Below are 14,587 nucleotides of genomic sequence, written 5' to 3'. Positions count from 1 at the left end.
GAACGAATGTTCGATATTCTGATTGTGAGGGAATGCCATGGTGGACTACAGCGCACTGCCGCAAAATAAAATTTTATGTGTGGACATGAAGAGCTTTTATGCCAGCTGTTCAGCTGTTATGTGGGGCCTTGACCCTATGGAGTGTTATTTAGCGGTGGTTGGTCAAAAAGAGCGGCAGGGAAGTATTGTCCTTGCTGCTTCGCCGCGTATGAAAAAAGAATTTGGCATCAAAACGGGTTCCCGGATGTTTGAGATTCCACAAGACCCCAGGATTCAAATTGTTGAGCCAAAAATGGCAACGTATTTGCGGATTGCTACCGAAATTTCTCGTGTCTTTAACCGCTATGTTCCAAAAGAAGCGATTCATGTCTATAGCGTCGATGAAAGTTTTATTAAAGTGGATGGTGCCATTCATTTGTGGGGGGATGCCCACACGATTGCCAAAAAAATAAAGGATGATATTGAGCGGGAGTTTCAACTGCCGTGTGCCGTTGGAATTGGCCCTAACATGTTACTGGCAAAGCTATGTCTTGATCTTGATGCCAAGAAAAGCGGAGTGGCCGAGTGGACATATGAAGATGTTCAGACAAAGCTTTGGAATGTGTCACCGCTCAGGGAAATGTGGGGGATCGGCAGACGTGTCGAAAAAACATTAAATGGGATGGGGATTTTCACTGTCGGTCAGCTAGCCCGTTATGATTTAGAAAAGCTAGAAAAGAAATTTGGTATCATGGGAAACCAGCTTTATCATCATGCCTGGGGAGTTGACCTTTCTGATTTGGGTGCACCGCTTATCCAAGGACAAATCAGCTTTGGAAAAAGTCAAATTCTGTTAAGGGACTATAAAGAGGAAGCGGAAATTAAGACGGTCATTTTAGAAATGTGTGAGGAAGTAGCAAGGCGGGCAAGGACGCATCGAAAAGCAGGGAGAACGATAAGTCTCGGAGTCGGCTACAGCCAGGATGAATTTGGCGGCGGTTTTCATCGCTCTAGAAGCATCGGCCAGCCAACGAATGTGACGATGGAACTGTACCGTGTGTGTCTGGAATTATTTCATGAGCATTACACTGGAAAGACGGTACGGCAGATCTCGATTGCCATCAGCAATATTGTTGATGACCGTGAGCTGCAGCTTGATCTGTTCGACATGGGTGCCTATAAGAGGCGAGAGCTCGGCTATGTGGTGGATACGGTTCGCAGACGCTTTGGTTCAGGTTCCTTGTTGCGTGCGGTTTCCTATACAGCTGCTGGAACGGCTAAGCATCGGGCTACACTTGTTGGTGGACATAAAAGATAAATGTAGAAGCGCCCGTTTAGCGGCGTTAAAGCTAGACAGTAGTCAAATAATTAAGACTGAATACTGAGAAAGAAGGAGAGGCGGATGATTCGCGACCGTGGAAGGATCAAATGGACGTCGATGATGCTTCCTGAGCATGTGAAATTGCTCAGGGATTGGGTGAAAGAAGATCGGTACGAACAGAAACGAGAAATGGATGAACAGCATCTGGAGCTCATGAACGGGATCTTGTCCGAAGCGATTGAATATAATCAGTACGTGACGATTACCCATTACCGGAATCGGAACTATGAAATCGTGATTGGCAAAATCCATTACTGGGATGAACTGACGCAAAGGCTTCATGTGATAGATTGCTTTGATGAGGTGCACCGGATTCCGATGGATGCTATTGCTGACATTCGGATGACGGAGATCTAAATCTATGAGCAAAGATGAATCAACCTCTCGTAACATGTGGTACAATCACCATATGCTAAATGAGAGGGGCAATAAACTTGGAGATAACTATTACTGCAGAGGCAGCTAACAAAATAAATGAGCGAATTGACGGTCGAGAAGGCTACTTAAAGCTAAAATACGATACAGACGGCTGTGGCTGTGCCGTAAACGGGGTAGTGGCTTTGTGGTTTATACCAGAATTAGATAATGATGACATAGCTATTGAAACAAATGACCGGACGGTTTATGCAGAAAAATCAAAAATGGTCTTTTTCGATGAGCAAATGAAAATTGACTTTTCTAAAGCGTGCAATTGCTTTCAACTAAAGAGTCCGCAACAAATCCTAAATGGCCGTATGAGCCTTATAATTAAAGAAAAAACAGACTGATCCATAATGGATAGTCTGTTTTTAGTTTGGCAATGGATGATCAACATATTTTTGTAAAAATTCATCAATCACCCGTTCGTAATCAGCCCGGTTTTCATTAAAGGACTGGGCATGGCGGCCGTTAGCCGCTAAAAAAAGCATTTTAGGACCCTTTTTATGCTCAAATAAATCCTTTGTCATGGTAGGAAGGATAAAGTCATCCTTTTGGCTGTGAATAAACAAAATCGGATGTTTGATATTTTCAATAACCGAAATCGGGGAAACATTTCGGATCGAATATTTGTCCCGAAGGCGTAAAAGGGCATCCCCAAGCGGTAGCAAAAGACCAGGGATGAGCTTGAAATCCTTTTTAATCAAATAAGCCAACTGCTCCTTAAAATCAGAAAACGGGCAATCGGCAATATAAAAATCTGCCCCATCCTCAAGGAGTCCAGCATATAACAGCATGGTAGCTGCGCCCATCGATTCGCCGTGAATCCCTAGTTCAAGTTGAGGTCCTTTTTCTTTTTTGAGCCAATCGACGACTGTCTTCAAATCAAATTTTTCATAATGACCAAAACTAGTTGTTTTACCGCCAGATTCCCCGTGACGACGATGGTCATAAATTAACGTATTAAACCCACGCTCTAAGAACATATTTGCATATTTAATGGAATTAATTTTCGTTTCGGTCACACCATGAGAAATAATGATATAACGATTGGTCTGGTGCGGTTCCACGAGCTGGGCTTTAATTGTGTATCCAAAAGGCGAAGAAATATCAACCTCCCGTTTTGGGAGAGAATCAAATTCATCGGGATTATACCGGCCAGCTTCTTTTTCGCGCCTTAAAATTAATTCCTCATCCTTTTTTTTCATATACATGAGACGGTTTGTAAAATACAAACCAAGAGATAACCAGAAAAACAACAAAACAAACAAAGTTCGAAATGCCTTCCTCACCATTGGCACCTCCCGTAGGAATTAATATAACATATGTAAAATAAGTACCAAGCGCCCATAAATTAGCCGTTTTAATTTTAACACAAAGAAAACCGCTGACACCAATAAGCGGTTTCCGAGTTTACAGAATGATTTACTGCTCTGCGTTTTGTCTTTTGGTAGGATGGATGGCTTTTTCGATTTCTTCAGCGGCAATCACCCGCTTGCCTCCACCTGCTGTGTCAGCATAGTTTTTTCCTTTTTGACTGGAACCTTTATCACGTTTTTGGCTCAAAATAATCTGTCCCCCTTCAAGCTAGTCTCAATTAATAAGATGCATTAGTCGAAGACTGATTATTCATGAAAAATTTAATTTAGACAGTTTGACATTCATTTTCCCCCTCTGATAATCATATTTTCATTGTAGTGGTGTAATTTCAAAAAAGCGGGAATAATGGAAATTTTGACAAAATAAGAGGATTTTCTGTATTTTTACTAGAAATAGTAAAGGGAAAATGGGGATTAGGGGGAGAAATCAGGATGAAAAAAATATGTACATCTTTCCAGGATGCAGTTGCCGGAATTCATGATGGGGCTACATTAATGGTTGGTGGGTTTGGTTTGTGCGGCATACCGGAAAACCTGATACTTGCATTGGCAGAAAAAGGCGTAAAGGATTTAACAGTTATTTCAAATAACTGCGGGATAGATGAGTGGGGTTTAGGACTTCTATTAAATAATAAACAAATCAAAAAAATGATTGGATCCTATGTTGGTGAAAATAAAGAGTTTGAGAGACAGGTTTTAACTGGAGAACTCGAAGTAGAATTAACGCCACAAGGTACATTGGCTGAAAAAATCAGGGCAGGCGGGGCCGGAATCCCAGCATTTTATACACCAGCCGGAGTTGGAACACCGATTGCTGAAGGGAAGGAAACGAAGGTTTTTAACGGGAGAGAATACCTTTTGGAAGAGGCGCTAACTGCCGACTTTAGTCTTGTTAGGGCATGGAAGGGCGACAAAATGGGAAATCTCGTTTACCACAAAACAGCGCGAAACTTCAATCCGATGATTGCAGCTGCTGGAAAAGTAACGATTGCTGAAGTGGAAGCACTTTGTGAAATTGGCGAGTTAGATGCTAATTTTATTCATACCCCTAGTATCTATGTACAAACAATTATCGAAGGAACACAGGAAAAACGAATTGAGAGATTGACAGTGAGAAAATAGTGTTGGGAGAAGGGAGAGAACGTAATGGTGAATGAAATTGTCTCCGTTAGAGAGAGAATTGCGATAAGGGCTGAGAAGGAAATAGAAAACGGATTTTATGTAAATCTAGGCATAGGTATGCCAACCCTTGTTGCTAATTTTATGTCAGCAAATAAACAGGTTGTCTTGCAGTCTGAAAATGGTCTTCTTGGCATCGGACCCTACCCAGATGCTGATGATGTGGACCCCGATTTAATCAATGCCGGTAAAGAGACCGTTACGGCAATTAGTGGTGCAGCCTATTTCGATAGCGCCGAATCGTTTGCGATGATTCGCGGCGGGCATATCAACTTAGCGATACTCGGTGGAATGGAAGTATCTGAAACCGGTGACTTAGCTAACTGGATGATCCCTGGAAAGATGATAAAAGGAATGGGTGGCGCGATGGATCTCGTTCATGGTGCCCAAAAAATAATTGTTATTATGGAGCATGTGAATAAAAAGGGTGAATCCAAAATATTGAAACAGTGCACGCTTCCTTTAACGGGTAAAGGGGTAGTCAACCGAATTATCACTGAGCGCGCTGTTATGGATGTAAAAGAATCAGGGCTGAGGCTTGTAGAAGTTGCTAAAGGGTATACGATTGAGGATGTTGTCAATTCTACTGAAGCCACATTGTTTGTGGACGAAAACGTGTTACTTGAAGCTTATTAAAAATAACAAGTAAGAGCAGGCTGAATATGATTAAGCATAGCCTGCTTTTTTATATGGGCGATGCTTGGTGACATGGTATAATATAAATGAAATTTTGATGATGGAGGCGTTCTGAATGAAAAAGCAATCTAAACAAAAAAATCAATCGAAACCCAAAAAAGATGATTCAGCGGTAACGCTTGGCGATATGATCAACCCTAATTTATTCAAGCAACTAAAAGAACAACAAGAACAGCTTAAAGCAGCAGAAGAAAAAAGAAAAGAAGACGAAGAGCTAAGAAAGAGAGAAGAAAGACGATTAAAAGAAAAAAACAAATCTTTTGCAGAACTATTAAATGAGAGCGGCATGAACTGGAAGGAGTTTAAATAAAAATAATATAAAAAGGAGGGCGTACGAACGCTCTCCTTTTAACGATGTTCTTTATAAATGCCAGCCTTCGTTAACTCTCTAATTACTAAAACTTCCTCCTCAGAAAGCGGCTGACTTCTGACTGCTTTCGCATTACTCCTAATTTGTTCAGGACTACTGGCCCCGGCAACAACAGAGGCTACAACAGGATGGGCCAGATTATACTGAAGGGCTATCTCTGTAAAAGAGCGTGTGGCTGCTACCTTTTCCTTTAACAACGGCAAGACGTCATTCAACTCGGTTAAGCTGTAGTCTTGATACCCCTTCTCAGTTACCTTCTCAATCATTTTATCACTTAAAAGACCTTTTGCGAGCGGTCCGCGGGTCACAACGCTAAGCCCATGTTCCTGAAGTAGTGGCAAGGCTTCTTCCTCAGGGCGGCGGTCTAAGATACTGTATTGCATCATCACAGATACGATACTAGACTTGTTAACATATTCCCGTATTACATTTGGGCGAATAGAGGAAATGCCATAGTAGCGAATATAGCCTTCTGCTTTTAATTCTTCGAACGCTTCTATTGTTTCCTCAATTGGATCATTGATGGTCCCGCCGTGCAGCTGATAAAGATCGATATAGTCGGTACCCAGCCGGTTAAGACTTTGTTTGACTTCTTCCTTTATATAGGACTTCGAGGGATCCCATGACCATCCCTTCTGATCTTGACTCCAGCGATTCCCAACCTTTGTTGCAATAATGACATTTTCACGGACTTCCTTCAATGCTGTTCCAACTATTTTTTCATTTTCACCAAAATCATATAAATCAGCCGTATCAAAATAATTGATCCCTTCCTCAAGTGAGGCTTCAATAATCTTTCTAGCGGTTTTCTCCTCGTTTCCAATCGACATACAACCAAGTCCTAGTTCCGATACATACAAATCCGAATTTCCTAGTCTTCTCTTTTTCAAAAACTCACCCCGTCCTTTTTTCTACAATTTTATAAAAGAAAAGGACAGACTACAATCGAAAGACTTTATTTTTGATTCACCTTTTCAATCCATTCGGAAACGGTGAAATAATCTTTGTTGTATTCTTTTAGTTTCTGAAGTATTTCCCATCCTTTTCCAACAAGAATGATTCCTTTATCATGAACGTACACCTTCATTCCATCCCCCTCCAAATAAAGTATGGTAAAATGTATGAGCAGATTAAAGGAATAGAACAGGAGTGACCCATATGAGCAATCTCGAAGAAAAAACACTTCATAGTGAAGAAATTTTCTCAGGAAAAGTAATCAGTCTTCATTTACAGGATGTAGAGCTTCCGAACGGGAAACAATCGAAACGGGAGATCATTAAACATCCCGGGGCTGTCGCTATTTTAGCCATTACCGACAACAAGAAAGTAGTAATGGTTGAACAATATCGGAAAGCACTGGAACGAACCATTGTTGAAATTCCCGCTGGAAAGCTGGAAAAAGGGGAAGAGCCTGAGCTTTGTGCTCGCCGTGAACTGGAGGAAGAGACAGGCTATGAGTGCGAGAGCCTTGAATGGCTTACTTCTTTTTACACCTCGCCAGGATTTGCCGATGAAATCGTTCATGTCTATGTTGCGACAGGACTAAGCAAAAAAGAAAATGCAGCAGCACTTGATGAGGACGAGTTTGTTAATCTAGAGGAATTAACTCTGGAAGAAGCAGCTCAATATGTAAAAGAACAAAAAATATATGATGCCAAAACGATTTTTGCTGTTCAATATTTACAATTGCAAGAGGCGTTGAAAAATAAATGAATCGCTACTATGTAGATTTACATATACACATTGGACGTACCTGGACAGGGAAGCCGGTAAAAATCACCGGTGCCAAGTCTCTAACGTTTACGAATATCATTGAGCATGCACGACACGAAAAGGGACTTAATATGGTTGGGATCATCGATAGCCATTCGCCTGAAGTCATCCTTGAAATGGAAAGTCTTATCCAAAGTGGAGATGTAGTGGAACATCCGGACGGTGGGTTAGTGTTTGGTGATTTAACGGTTATTCCCGGTTCTGAATTGGAGATTTATGACGAACAATCTAACGGACCAATCCACCTGCTTATGTTTTTTCCAAGTCTTTCCATCATGAGAGAGTTCTCCTCGTGGCTGTCAGGTCACTTGAAAAATATTCAACTGAGCTCACAACGGATCTATGCCACGGGTCTTGTTTTACAAAAGAAGGTAAAAGAGTTAGGTGGAATCTTCATTCCTGCTCATGTTTTCACGCCTTTTAAAAGTTTGTATGGAAAAGGAGTCAATCAGTCACTTACTGAGGTATTGGACCCGGAATTGATTGACGCAATTGAGCTTGGATTAAGTTCTGATACGACTATGGCGGATCAAATAAAGGAATTACATGACTATACATTTGTTACGAATTCTGATGCCCATTCGCTTGCAAAAATAGCCCGTGAATACCAAGTCATTGCCATGAAGGAACCAACATTTTTAGAGTTGCAGAAAGCATTAAAGAAGGAAGATGGACGTAAAATTATCGCAAATTATGGTCTTGATCCATTGCTCGGTAAATACCATAAAACAGTTTGTGCAGCATGCCATCATCCTGCTGCTGATGGGGATCAAATATGTACGCAATGTGGAAATAAGAAAATTGTTAAAGGTGTAGCTGACAGAATCCTTGAACTGAAAACGGCTGAACAAGGTCCAGAAGACCGTCCGCCCTATATCCATCAAGTCCCGCTGGAATTTATCCCCGGCTTAGGACCCCGCTTACTTGAGAAGCTGGTTGATCATTTTGGGAGTGAAATGGCGATTTTGCATGATGTACCCTATGAAGGATTGAAAGAGGTTGTCCCGGAAAGGATCGCTGACCTTATCCTAAAAGCAAGAGCAGGTAAAGTAAATCTAGCTGCCGGCGGCGGTGGGAAATACGGAAAAATTTCAGACTAATAAAAGATGAACCCCGGTAGCATAAAGCTATCGGGTTTTATTATGTAATCTATTAAAATGTGGGAATAGATATACTAGACTGGCATACAATGTATAAACTGAACTGAGAATAGTAGGAGGATACGCAAATGAAAAAACGATTGTACCAGTCCGATGCCGCTAGTTATTTCCGTGAGCATTCCTCAATTTTTTTGTTTATTGTTGTCTTATTTTTAATGGGAGTAATCTTTGGGGCAATTGTTGTAAACAGTATGAGCATTACTCAGAAGGAAGATTTATTCTACTATTTATCACAATTTTTTGGTCAAGTCTCGAGCGGAAAAGAAGCAGAAGACAATGATTTATTCATGCAAAGCCTTTTCCATAATAGTAAGTTTATTGGGCTCATGTGGATACTAGGAATTTCAATCATCGGTCTTCCAGTGATACTTATTCTATTATTTATTAAAGGAATGGTAGTTGGGTTTACCGTGGGTTTTCTAGTCAGTCAAATGGGCTGGCAGGGCTTTATGCTCGCCTTTGTTTCGATTTTGCCTCAGAATCTGATTATTATTCCTGTATTCATAATGATGGCAGCATTATCAGTGATTTTCTCACTTCGAATGATCAAAAAGCAGTTTATGAAAAAATATGCCCAGCCAATCCTTCCTTTTTTTAAAAGTTATATTTTAACCTTGATTGTAGCGGTAATATTTATAGCTGCAGCATCTGGGATAGAGGCCTATCTTTCGCCTTGGTTAATGAAAACCATCATTAGTTCAACAATTTTAAAGTAATTATTATATAATACTTAATATAGAATATTGTTTATTGTAGTTTATAATAATTTTATTTTGATTCTCAATTGTCATCTGTTATAATGAGAATTAACAGTGGCGAGGGAGGGACTGCAGGATGGAAACTAGAATTGAAAGAATTAAGAAACAGTTGCATTCAGCAAGCTATAAACTAACACCTCAGCGTGAGGCAACCGTTCGAGTTTTATTGGAAAATGAAGAGGATCATTTAAGTGCGGAAGATGTATACCTCCTCGTGAAAGAAAAATCGCCTGAAATTGGTTTAGCAACTGTTTATCGGACGTTGGAATTATTAACGGAATTAAAAATTGTTGATAAAATAAATTTTGGGGATGGGGTTTCTCGCTATGACCTTCGCCAGGAAGGTGCAGCCCATTTTCATCATCATCTTGTTTGTATTGAATGTGGTGCCGTTGATGAAATTCAAGAGGATTTACTTGAAGATGTAGAAGCAATTGTGGAACGCAAATGGAATTTTAAAATAAAAGATCATCGCCTCACTTTTCATGGGATCTGTTACCGATGCCAGGATAAAGATAAAGATAAAGAGGAAGAAAAAGCTGATTAACCAATGAAAGCTCCTTGAAAAGGGCTTTTTTCTTTTTAGTAAAATGCTATGTAAAAGGTCATTGTTGATTTTAGAGCCATGTTGATTGGAACGGAAATCAACATCCAAGTTTAACAGATTAAAAAAGAACTTCCCCTATATTACCAATGACTAGGTATAAAATTTATCTATTTTGGCATACATTTTACTAGATGATTGGAAATTGGGGGAAGCGGGATGATCTTATTTTTAAAAGCAGCATTAAAAACCTTAAAGGTCTTTATCATATTCACAGGGTGCACGATTCTTTTCTATTATGGTATCATGTTTGTGAATGAAGAATATCAAAATTATCATCGCTATGATGAACCGGAAGGAGCTGCGCTAAAAGTTTCGAACGCAGTGTATGAGGAGGATTCTTCCTTGTTAGATCGGCTGATGTTGTTTTATTTAAATGGGGAGTAAATACGATGGACGAGCAATTAAAGGATTTTATGGATTATTTAATCGTTGAAAAAGGTTCAGCCCAAAACACAATTATGGCGTATGAGCGAGATTTAAAAAGCTATCTTCATTATTTGATAAATGTCGAATCCGTCCATTCTTTAAATGATGTACAACGTGTACATATTGTCCACTTTTTAAGATTTCTAAAAGAACAGGGGAAATCCTCGAAAACATTGGCACGGCACATCGCCTCTGTCCGTGCATTTCATCAATTTTTATTAAGGGCCAAGGCAACAGATCAAGACCCATCTGTTCAAATAGAAACACCTAGACTTGAAAGATCACTGCCCAATGTATTGAGTTTACAAGAAGTAGAAATCCTGCTGGACACACCTAATACACAAGATCATTTTGGAATAAGGGACAAGGCGATGCTTGAACTGCTTTATGCTACAGGTATCCGTGTTAGTGAACTAATAGGTCTTGAGATTGATAATATTCAGTTAACGATGGGGTTTGTTCGTTGTAACGGGAATAAAGAACGAATTATTCCCATTGGACGTGCTGCAGCGGATGCCATAAAACATTACCTGGAAGATGGAAGACCTCGGTTTACATCCGCAAAGCAACAAGATCATGCTTTGTTTCTAAACCATCAAGGGAAGCAGCTAACACGCCAAGGGTTTTGGAAAATATTGAAAAAGCTTGCTAGAGAAGCCGGAATAGATAAAGAACTAACACCACATACCATTCGCCATTCTTTTGCAACGCATTTGTTAGAAAATGGTGCTGATTTACGAGCAGTCCAAGAAATGTTAGGTCATGCAGATATCTCAACCACACAAATATATACACATGTTTCAAAAACAAAGTTAAAAGATGTCTATAGTAAATTTCATCCTCGAGCTTAATAGAATGAAAGTTCTATAAAAATCATATAATTGTCAAAAAGCTGCCTGAAATTCGGTGGCTTTTTCCTTGTAATTTTTAAAACATTTAGTACAATAGAGATGTCAGACTTCTGACGAATAGATTTGGATTAGATTTAATAATACTAAACTAAAAAGGGCAACTTATTCTTGTGTAATGTTAATATTTGCAAACGTTTTCTACGGAAAAAGGAGGAAGAATTGAATGGCTGCAAATACATATAAACGTATTTTTATTATCGTAATGGACTCGGTAGGTATTGGCGAAGCCCCGGATGCGGAAAAGTTTGGTGACAAGGGTGCAGATACTTTTGGTCATATAGCGGAAAGAATGAATGGTCTGAACATGCCAAATATGGGCAAGTTGGGTTTAAGCAATATCCGTGAAATTAAAGGAATTGAAAAAGCAGAAAAACCATTAGCATATTATACAAAAATGATGGAGGCCTCTAACGGAAAAGATACCATGACAGGTCACTGGGAAATTATGGGCCTGAATATTCAAACCCCTTTTCGTGTATTCCCAGAGGGTTTTCCGGATGAGCTTCTTTCAGAGTTAGAAAAACGCACAGGCAGAAAAATTATTGGCAATAAGCCCGCTAGCGGAACTGAAATCCTCGTTGAGTTGGGCGAAGAGCATATGAAAACAGGAGCATTGATCGTCTATACTTCTGCGGATTCTGTCCTTCAGATTGCTGCCCATGAAGAAATTATCCCAATTGAAGAGCAATATAAGATCTGTAAAATCGCCCGTGAATTGACTCTTGATGAGAAGTATATGGTTGGCCGTGTCATTGCTAGACCTTTCTTGGGGGAACCTGGAAATTTTAAACGTACTTCTAACCGTCATGACTATGCATTAAAACCTTTTGACCGTACAGTAATGAGTGAATTAAAAGATGCTGGTCTTGATGTTATTGCAATCGGAAAAATTTCCGATATATATGATGGAGAAGGCGTAACTCAATCACTTAGAACAGTTTCTAATATGGATGGAATGGATAAACTAGTAGAAACATTGGATATGGATTTTACAGGTATTAGTTTCTTAAATTTAGTTGACTTTGATGCATTATACGGACACCGCCGTGACCCAGAAGGCTATGGAAAAGCACTGGAAGAATATGATGCACGCCTGCCAGAAGTGTTTGCAAAAATGAAAGAAGACGACCTATTAATGATTACCGCAGACCATGGAAATGACCCTGTTGCACCAGGAACTGACCATACTCGTGAATACGTACCATTACTTGTTTATTCAAAGCGTATGAACGAAGCGAAAGAGCTCCCAATCAGAGAGACCTTTGCGGACCTTGGGGCAACTGTTGCTGAAAACTTCAATGTGAAACTACCTAACTTCGGAAAAAGTTTTTTAAACGAATTAAATTCAAAAGGGGTATAAAAATGAATGCTGATAAAATTCAAAATGCTGCAGGATTTTTAAAACAAAAATATGAGAATACGCCCAGAATTGGTCTTATTTTAGGATCTGGCCTCGGTGTCCTAGCGGATGAAATTGAGAACCCTGTAAAAATTCCATATAATCAGATACCTGACTTCCCAATTTCTACTGTTGAAGGTCATGCTGGACAATTAGTGTTTGGTTTTTTAAGTGGAGTAGAGGTTGTTGCCATGCAAGGAAGGTTCCATTTCTATGAAGGATATAGTATGGAAAAAGTAACCTTTCCCGTGCGCGTCATGAAAGAACTTGGAGTTGAAATGTTAATCGTAACCAATGCAGCGGGCGGAGTGAATGAAACCTTCTCTGCAGGGGATTTAATGATAATATCCGATCACATTAATTATATGGGAACAAATCCATTAATCGGACCGAATGATTCCAAGTTTGGTGTCCGCTTCCCTGATATGTCTGAGGCATATACGAAAGAATTACGTGCTGTAGCAAGGGAAATTGCCGACCGCTTAAATATCAAGGTAAAAGAGGGCGTCTATTTCGGAAACCCTGGGCCTGTTTATGAAACGCCTGCTGAAATACGAATGGTGCGCACTTTGGGCGGAGATGCCGTCGGAATGTCGACTGTACCAGAAGTAATCGTTGCCCGTCACAGTGGTATGAAGGTTCTTGGGATTTCTTGTATTTCGAACATGGCAGCAGGAATTCTTGATCAACCACTTACCCATGATGAAGTTATTGAAACAACAGAAAGAGTGAAAGCTGACTTTCTTCAATATATAAAAGAAATTGTAAAAACGATCGCTTAATAACAAAGCGGAAGCGCCCTGTTAGCGGTGTGATATAAATTCTGTTATAGGAAAATTTCGTAAAGTGGTGATTATAATGAGAATGGTTGACTTAATAGAGAAGAAAAGAGATGGACAGGAACTATCAACTGAAGAAATAAATTTTATTATTAAAGGATATACCGATGGTTCGATTCCAGATTACCAAGTTAGCGCCTTAACGATGGCTATCTTTTTCAAAGGGATGACGGAACAGGAAAGAGCCGATTTGACTATGGCCATGGTTGAATCAGGAGATCAAATTGATTTATCACAAATTGAGGGAATTAAAGTTGATAAACATTCTACTGGCGGTGTAGGCGACACAACTACCCTAGTTCTTGGACCGCTGGTTGCTGCACTTGGGGTACCTGTGGCAAAAATGTCGGGGCGCGGCTTAGGCCATACCGGAGGAACAATTGATAAATTAGAAGCAGTAAAAGGCTTCCATGTTGAAATTGAAAATGAAGAATTTATCGGCCTTGTTAATAAAAATAAGATTGCTGTCATTGGTCAAAGTGGAAATTTAACTCCTGCAGATAAGAAACTTTATGCTTTACGTGATGTTACAGCAACTGTTGATAGCATTCCACTCATCGCAAGTTCTATTATGAGTAAAAAGATAGCAGCGGGTGCAGATGCCATAGTTCTTGATGTCAAAACCGGCGCGGGTGCATTTATGAAGACACTTGATGATTCTCGGGAATTGGCAAAAGCAATGGTGCGAATTGGGAACAATGTTGGCAGAAGAACAATGGCTGTTATTTCTGACATGAGTCAACCACTTGGTTTTGCGATTGGTAACGCCCTTGAAGTAAAAGAAGCAATTGATACTTTAAAAGGGGAAGGTCCTGAAGACTTAACAGAGCTTTGTTTAACCCTAGGCAGCCACATGGTTTACTTAGCAGAAAAGGCTGGTTCATTAGCAGAAGCACGCACCCTGCTTGAAGGTGTCATAAAGGACGGATCAGCACTTGAAAAATTAAAGGTATTTTTAAGCTCACAAGGTGGGGATGCATCAATTGTTGATGACCCTTCAAAAATGCCTCAAGCAAAGTATACCTTTGAACTTGAAGCCAAAGAAGAGGGCAATGTATCCGAAATTGTTGCAGATGAAGTTGGTACAGCGGCGATGATCCTTGGAGCTGGACGAGCAACGAAGGAATCTGTTATTGATTTAGCAGTGGGCCTTGTCTTAAGAAAGAAAATTGGTGACCAAGTCAAAAAAGGTGAGTCATTAGTAACGATTTACAGTAACTTCGAAAATGTAGAAGAAGTAAAAACAAGGCTATATCATAATATTAAAATTTCAGCAACAAAAATAAACGCACCAATCCTTGTCCATGAAGAAA

At 39.9% G+C, this 14,587-nt stretch carries 19 protein-coding genes; 15 read left to right on the top strand and 4 right to left on the bottom strand.

All coding sequences use genetic code 11. The features are described 5' to 3' along the window. The first annotated feature begins 37 nt into the window (after positions 1 to 37). The 3 genes from ACSU6B_RS22825 to ACSU6B_RS22815 all read left to right on the top strand — a co-directional run bounded on the left by ACSU6B_RS22825 (position 38) and on the right by ACSU6B_RS22815 (position 2,127). Positions 38 to 1,297, top strand: a complete 1,260-nt coding sequence (locus tag ACSU6B_RS22825; protein ID WP_410888563.1) for a DinB/UmuC family translesion DNA polymerase — start codon at positions 38 to 40, stop codon at positions 1,295 to 1,297. Positions 1,298 to 1,381: 84 nt separating this feature from the next. Continuing rightward, entirely contained in the window at positions 1,382 to 1,717 is a 336-nt protein-coding gene (locus ACSU6B_RS22820; protein ID WP_410888562.1) for a YolD-like family protein, read from the top strand. A gap of 77 nt (positions 1,718 to 1,794) precedes the next feature. Beyond that, positions 1,795 to 2,127, top strand: coding sequence for an iron-sulfur cluster biosynthesis family protein (locus tag ACSU6B_RS22815; protein ID WP_088088875.1), 333 nt, complete (start codon positions 1,795 to 1,797; stop codon positions 2,125 to 2,127). A 21-nt stretch (positions 2,128 to 2,148) separates the two neighbouring features. On the opposite strand, the gene ACSU6B_RS22810 is transcribed toward ACSU6B_RS22815, so the two are convergent. Together ACSU6B_RS22810 and ACSU6B_RS22805 are read right to left on the bottom strand one after the other, a co-directional pair. After that, the gene (locus ACSU6B_RS22810; RefSeq protein WP_215005237.1) at positions 2,149 to 3,069 is read right to left on the bottom strand and encodes an alpha/beta hydrolase; all 921 of its coding nucleotides are present in this window, start codon (positions 3,067 to 3,069) and stop codon (positions 2,149 to 2,151) included. A 133-nt stretch (positions 3,070 to 3,202) separates the two neighbouring features. Beyond that, the gene (locus tag ACSU6B_RS22805) at positions 3,203 to 3,343 is read right to left on the bottom strand and encodes a hypothetical protein (protein WP_168244984.1); all 141 of its coding nucleotides are present in this window, start codon (positions 3,341 to 3,343) and stop codon (positions 3,203 to 3,205) included. A gap of 245 nt (positions 3,344 to 3,588) precedes the next feature. On the opposite strand from ACSU6B_RS22805, the gene ACSU6B_RS22800 reads away from it, so the two are divergent. From ACSU6B_RS22800 to ACSU6B_RS22790, 3 genes are all read left to right on the top strand, one after another. Beyond that, positions 3,589 to 4,278, top strand: a complete 690-nt coding sequence (locus tag ACSU6B_RS22800) for a CoA transferase subunit A (RefSeq protein ID WP_410888561.1) — start codon at positions 3,589 to 3,591, stop codon at positions 4,276 to 4,278. 24 nt (positions 4,279 to 4,302) lie between these two features. After that, positions 4,303 to 4,971 (top strand): 3-oxoacid CoA-transferase subunit B, encoded by a 669-nt coding sequence (locus tag ACSU6B_RS22795; protein WP_410888560.1) that lies wholly within the window; start codon positions 4,303 to 4,305, stop codon positions 4,969 to 4,971. Between the two features lie 115 nt (positions 4,972 to 5,086). Continuing rightward, positions 5,087 to 5,341 (top strand): YqkE family protein, encoded by a 255-nt coding sequence (locus tag ACSU6B_RS22790; protein WP_168244981.1) that lies wholly within the window; start codon positions 5,087 to 5,089, stop codon positions 5,339 to 5,341. Positions 5,342 to 5,379: 38 nt separating this feature from the next. On the opposite strand, the gene ACSU6B_RS22785 is transcribed toward ACSU6B_RS22790, so the two are convergent. Next, positions 5,380 to 6,291: an aldo/keto reductase gene (locus tag ACSU6B_RS22785; protein WP_410888559.1), complete on the bottom strand. Its 912-nt coding sequence runs from the start codon at positions 6,289 to 6,291 to the stop codon at positions 5,380 to 5,382. 65 nt (positions 6,292 to 6,356) lie between these two features. Next, on the bottom strand, positions 6,357 to 6,488 hold the full coding sequence (gene mciZ / locus ACSU6B_RS22780; RefSeq protein ID WP_088088870.1) for a Z-ring formation inhibitor MciZ: 132 nt from the start codon (positions 6,486 to 6,488) through the stop codon (positions 6,357 to 6,359). 71 nt (positions 6,489 to 6,559) lie between these two features. Here mciZ and ACSU6B_RS22775 point away from each other — a divergent pair, with 71 nt between their 5' ends. From ACSU6B_RS22775 to ACSU6B_RS22735, 9 genes are all read left to right on the top strand, one after another. After that, on the top strand, positions 6,560 to 7,114 hold the full coding sequence (locus ACSU6B_RS22775; RefSeq protein WP_215018677.1) for an NUDIX hydrolase: 555 nt from the start codon (positions 6,560 to 6,562) through the stop codon (positions 7,112 to 7,114). After that, positions 7,111 to 8,274 carry an endonuclease Q family protein gene (locus ACSU6B_RS22770; protein ID WP_410888558.1) on the top strand — a complete coding sequence of 388 codons (1,164 nt, stop codon included), beginning with the start codon at positions 7,111 to 7,113 and terminating at the stop codon, positions 8,272 to 8,274. Before ACSU6B_RS22775 ends, ACSU6B_RS22770 begins: the two co-directional genes overlap by 4 nt. 128 nt (positions 8,275 to 8,402) lie before the next feature. Further along, positions 8,403 to 9,050 carry a stage II sporulation protein M gene (spoIIM, locus tag ACSU6B_RS22765; protein ID WP_410888557.1) on the top strand — a complete coding sequence of 216 codons (648 nt, stop codon included), beginning with the start codon at positions 8,403 to 8,405 and terminating at the stop codon, positions 9,048 to 9,050. A 118-nt stretch (positions 9,051 to 9,168) separates the two neighbouring features. Next, positions 9,169 to 9,639, top strand: coding sequence for a ferric iron uptake transcriptional regulator (gene fur / locus ACSU6B_RS22760; protein ID WP_410888556.1), 471 nt, complete (start codon positions 9,169 to 9,171; stop codon positions 9,637 to 9,639). A 216-nt stretch (positions 9,640 to 9,855) separates the two neighbouring features. Continuing rightward, positions 9,856 to 10,083 (top strand): YqzK family protein, encoded by a 228-nt coding sequence (locus tag ACSU6B_RS22755; RefSeq protein WP_410888555.1) that lies wholly within the window; start codon positions 9,856 to 9,858, stop codon positions 10,081 to 10,083. Positions 10,084 to 10,088: 5 nt separating this feature from the next. After that, a complete protein-coding gene (gene xerD, locus ACSU6B_RS22750) occupies positions 10,089 to 10,976 on the top strand; it encodes a site-specific tyrosine recombinase XerD (RefSeq protein WP_410888554.1) in 888 nt (295 codons plus the stop codon). A gap of 223 nt (positions 10,977 to 11,199) precedes the next feature. Further along, complete coding sequence (deoB, locus tag ACSU6B_RS22745; protein ID WP_410888553.1) at positions 11,200 to 12,396, top strand: phosphopentomutase; 1,197 nt, start codon at positions 11,200 to 11,202, stop codon at positions 12,394 to 12,396. Positions 12,397 to 12,398: 2 nt separating this feature from the next. Next, the gene (locus tag ACSU6B_RS22740; RefSeq protein ID WP_410888552.1) at positions 12,399 to 13,217 is read left to right on the top strand and encodes a purine-nucleoside phosphorylase; all 819 of its coding nucleotides are present in this window, start codon (positions 12,399 to 12,401) and stop codon (positions 13,215 to 13,217) included. Between the two features lie 76 nt (positions 13,218 to 13,293). Further along, a partial coding sequence (locus ACSU6B_RS22735) for a pyrimidine-nucleoside phosphorylase (RefSeq protein ID WP_410888551.1) occupies positions 13,294 to 14,587 on the top strand: 1,294 nt, incomplete at its 3' end.

Source organism: Neobacillus sp. C211 (assembly GCF_051842875.1).
Taxonomy (GTDB): Bacteria; Bacillota; Bacilli; order Bacillales; family Cytobacillaceae; genus Neobacillus.
The sequence above is the reverse complement of the archived record's forward strand: the minus strand, read 5'-3'. Positions and strand labels throughout refer to the sequence as shown.

Coding starts and splice junctions, on each gene's coding strand:
- ACSU6B_RS22825 (WP_410888563.1), top strand. CDS start 38: ATGGTGGACTACAGCGCACTGCCGCAAAATAAAATTTTATGTGTGGAC.
- ACSU6B_RS22820 (WP_410888562.1), top strand. CDS start 1,382: ATGATTCGCGACCGTGGAAGGATCAAATGGACGTCGATGATGCTTCCT.
- ACSU6B_RS22800 (WP_410888561.1), top strand. CDS start 3,589: ATGAAAAAAATATGTACATCTTTCCAGGATGCAGTTGCCGGAATTCAT.
- ACSU6B_RS22795 (WP_410888560.1), top strand. CDS start 4,303: ATGGTGAATGAAATTGTCTCCGTTAGAGAGAGAATTGCGATAAGGGCT.
- ACSU6B_RS22790 (WP_168244981.1), top strand. CDS start 5,087: ATGAAAAAGCAATCTAAACAAAAAAATCAATCGAAACCCAAAAAAGAT.
- mciZ (WP_088088870.1), bottom strand. CDS start 6,488: ATGAAGGTGTACGTTCATGATAAAGGAATCATTCTTGTTGGAAAAGGA.
- ACSU6B_RS22775 (WP_215018677.1), top strand. CDS start 6,560: ATGAGCAATCTCGAAGAAAAAACACTTCATAGTGAAGAAATTTTCTCA.
- ACSU6B_RS22770 (WP_410888558.1), top strand. CDS start 7,111: ATGAATCGCTACTATGTAGATTTACATATACACATTGGACGTACCTGG.
- spoIIM (WP_410888557.1), top strand. CDS start 8,403: ATGAAAAAACGATTGTACCAGTCCGATGCCGCTAGTTATTTCCGTGAG.
- fur (WP_410888556.1), top strand. CDS start 9,169: ATGGAAACTAGAATTGAAAGAATTAAGAAACAGTTGCATTCAGCAAGC.
- ACSU6B_RS22755 (WP_410888555.1), top strand. CDS start 9,856: ATGATCTTATTTTTAAAAGCAGCATTAAAAACCTTAAAGGTCTTTATC.
- xerD (WP_410888554.1), top strand. CDS start 10,089: ATGGACGAGCAATTAAAGGATTTTATGGATTATTTAATCGTTGAAAAA.
- deoB (WP_410888553.1), top strand. CDS start 11,200: ATGGCTGCAAATACATATAAACGTATTTTTATTATCGTAATGGACTCG.
- ACSU6B_RS22740 (WP_410888552.1), top strand. CDS start 12,399: ATGAATGCTGATAAAATTCAAAATGCTGCAGGATTTTTAAAACAAAAA.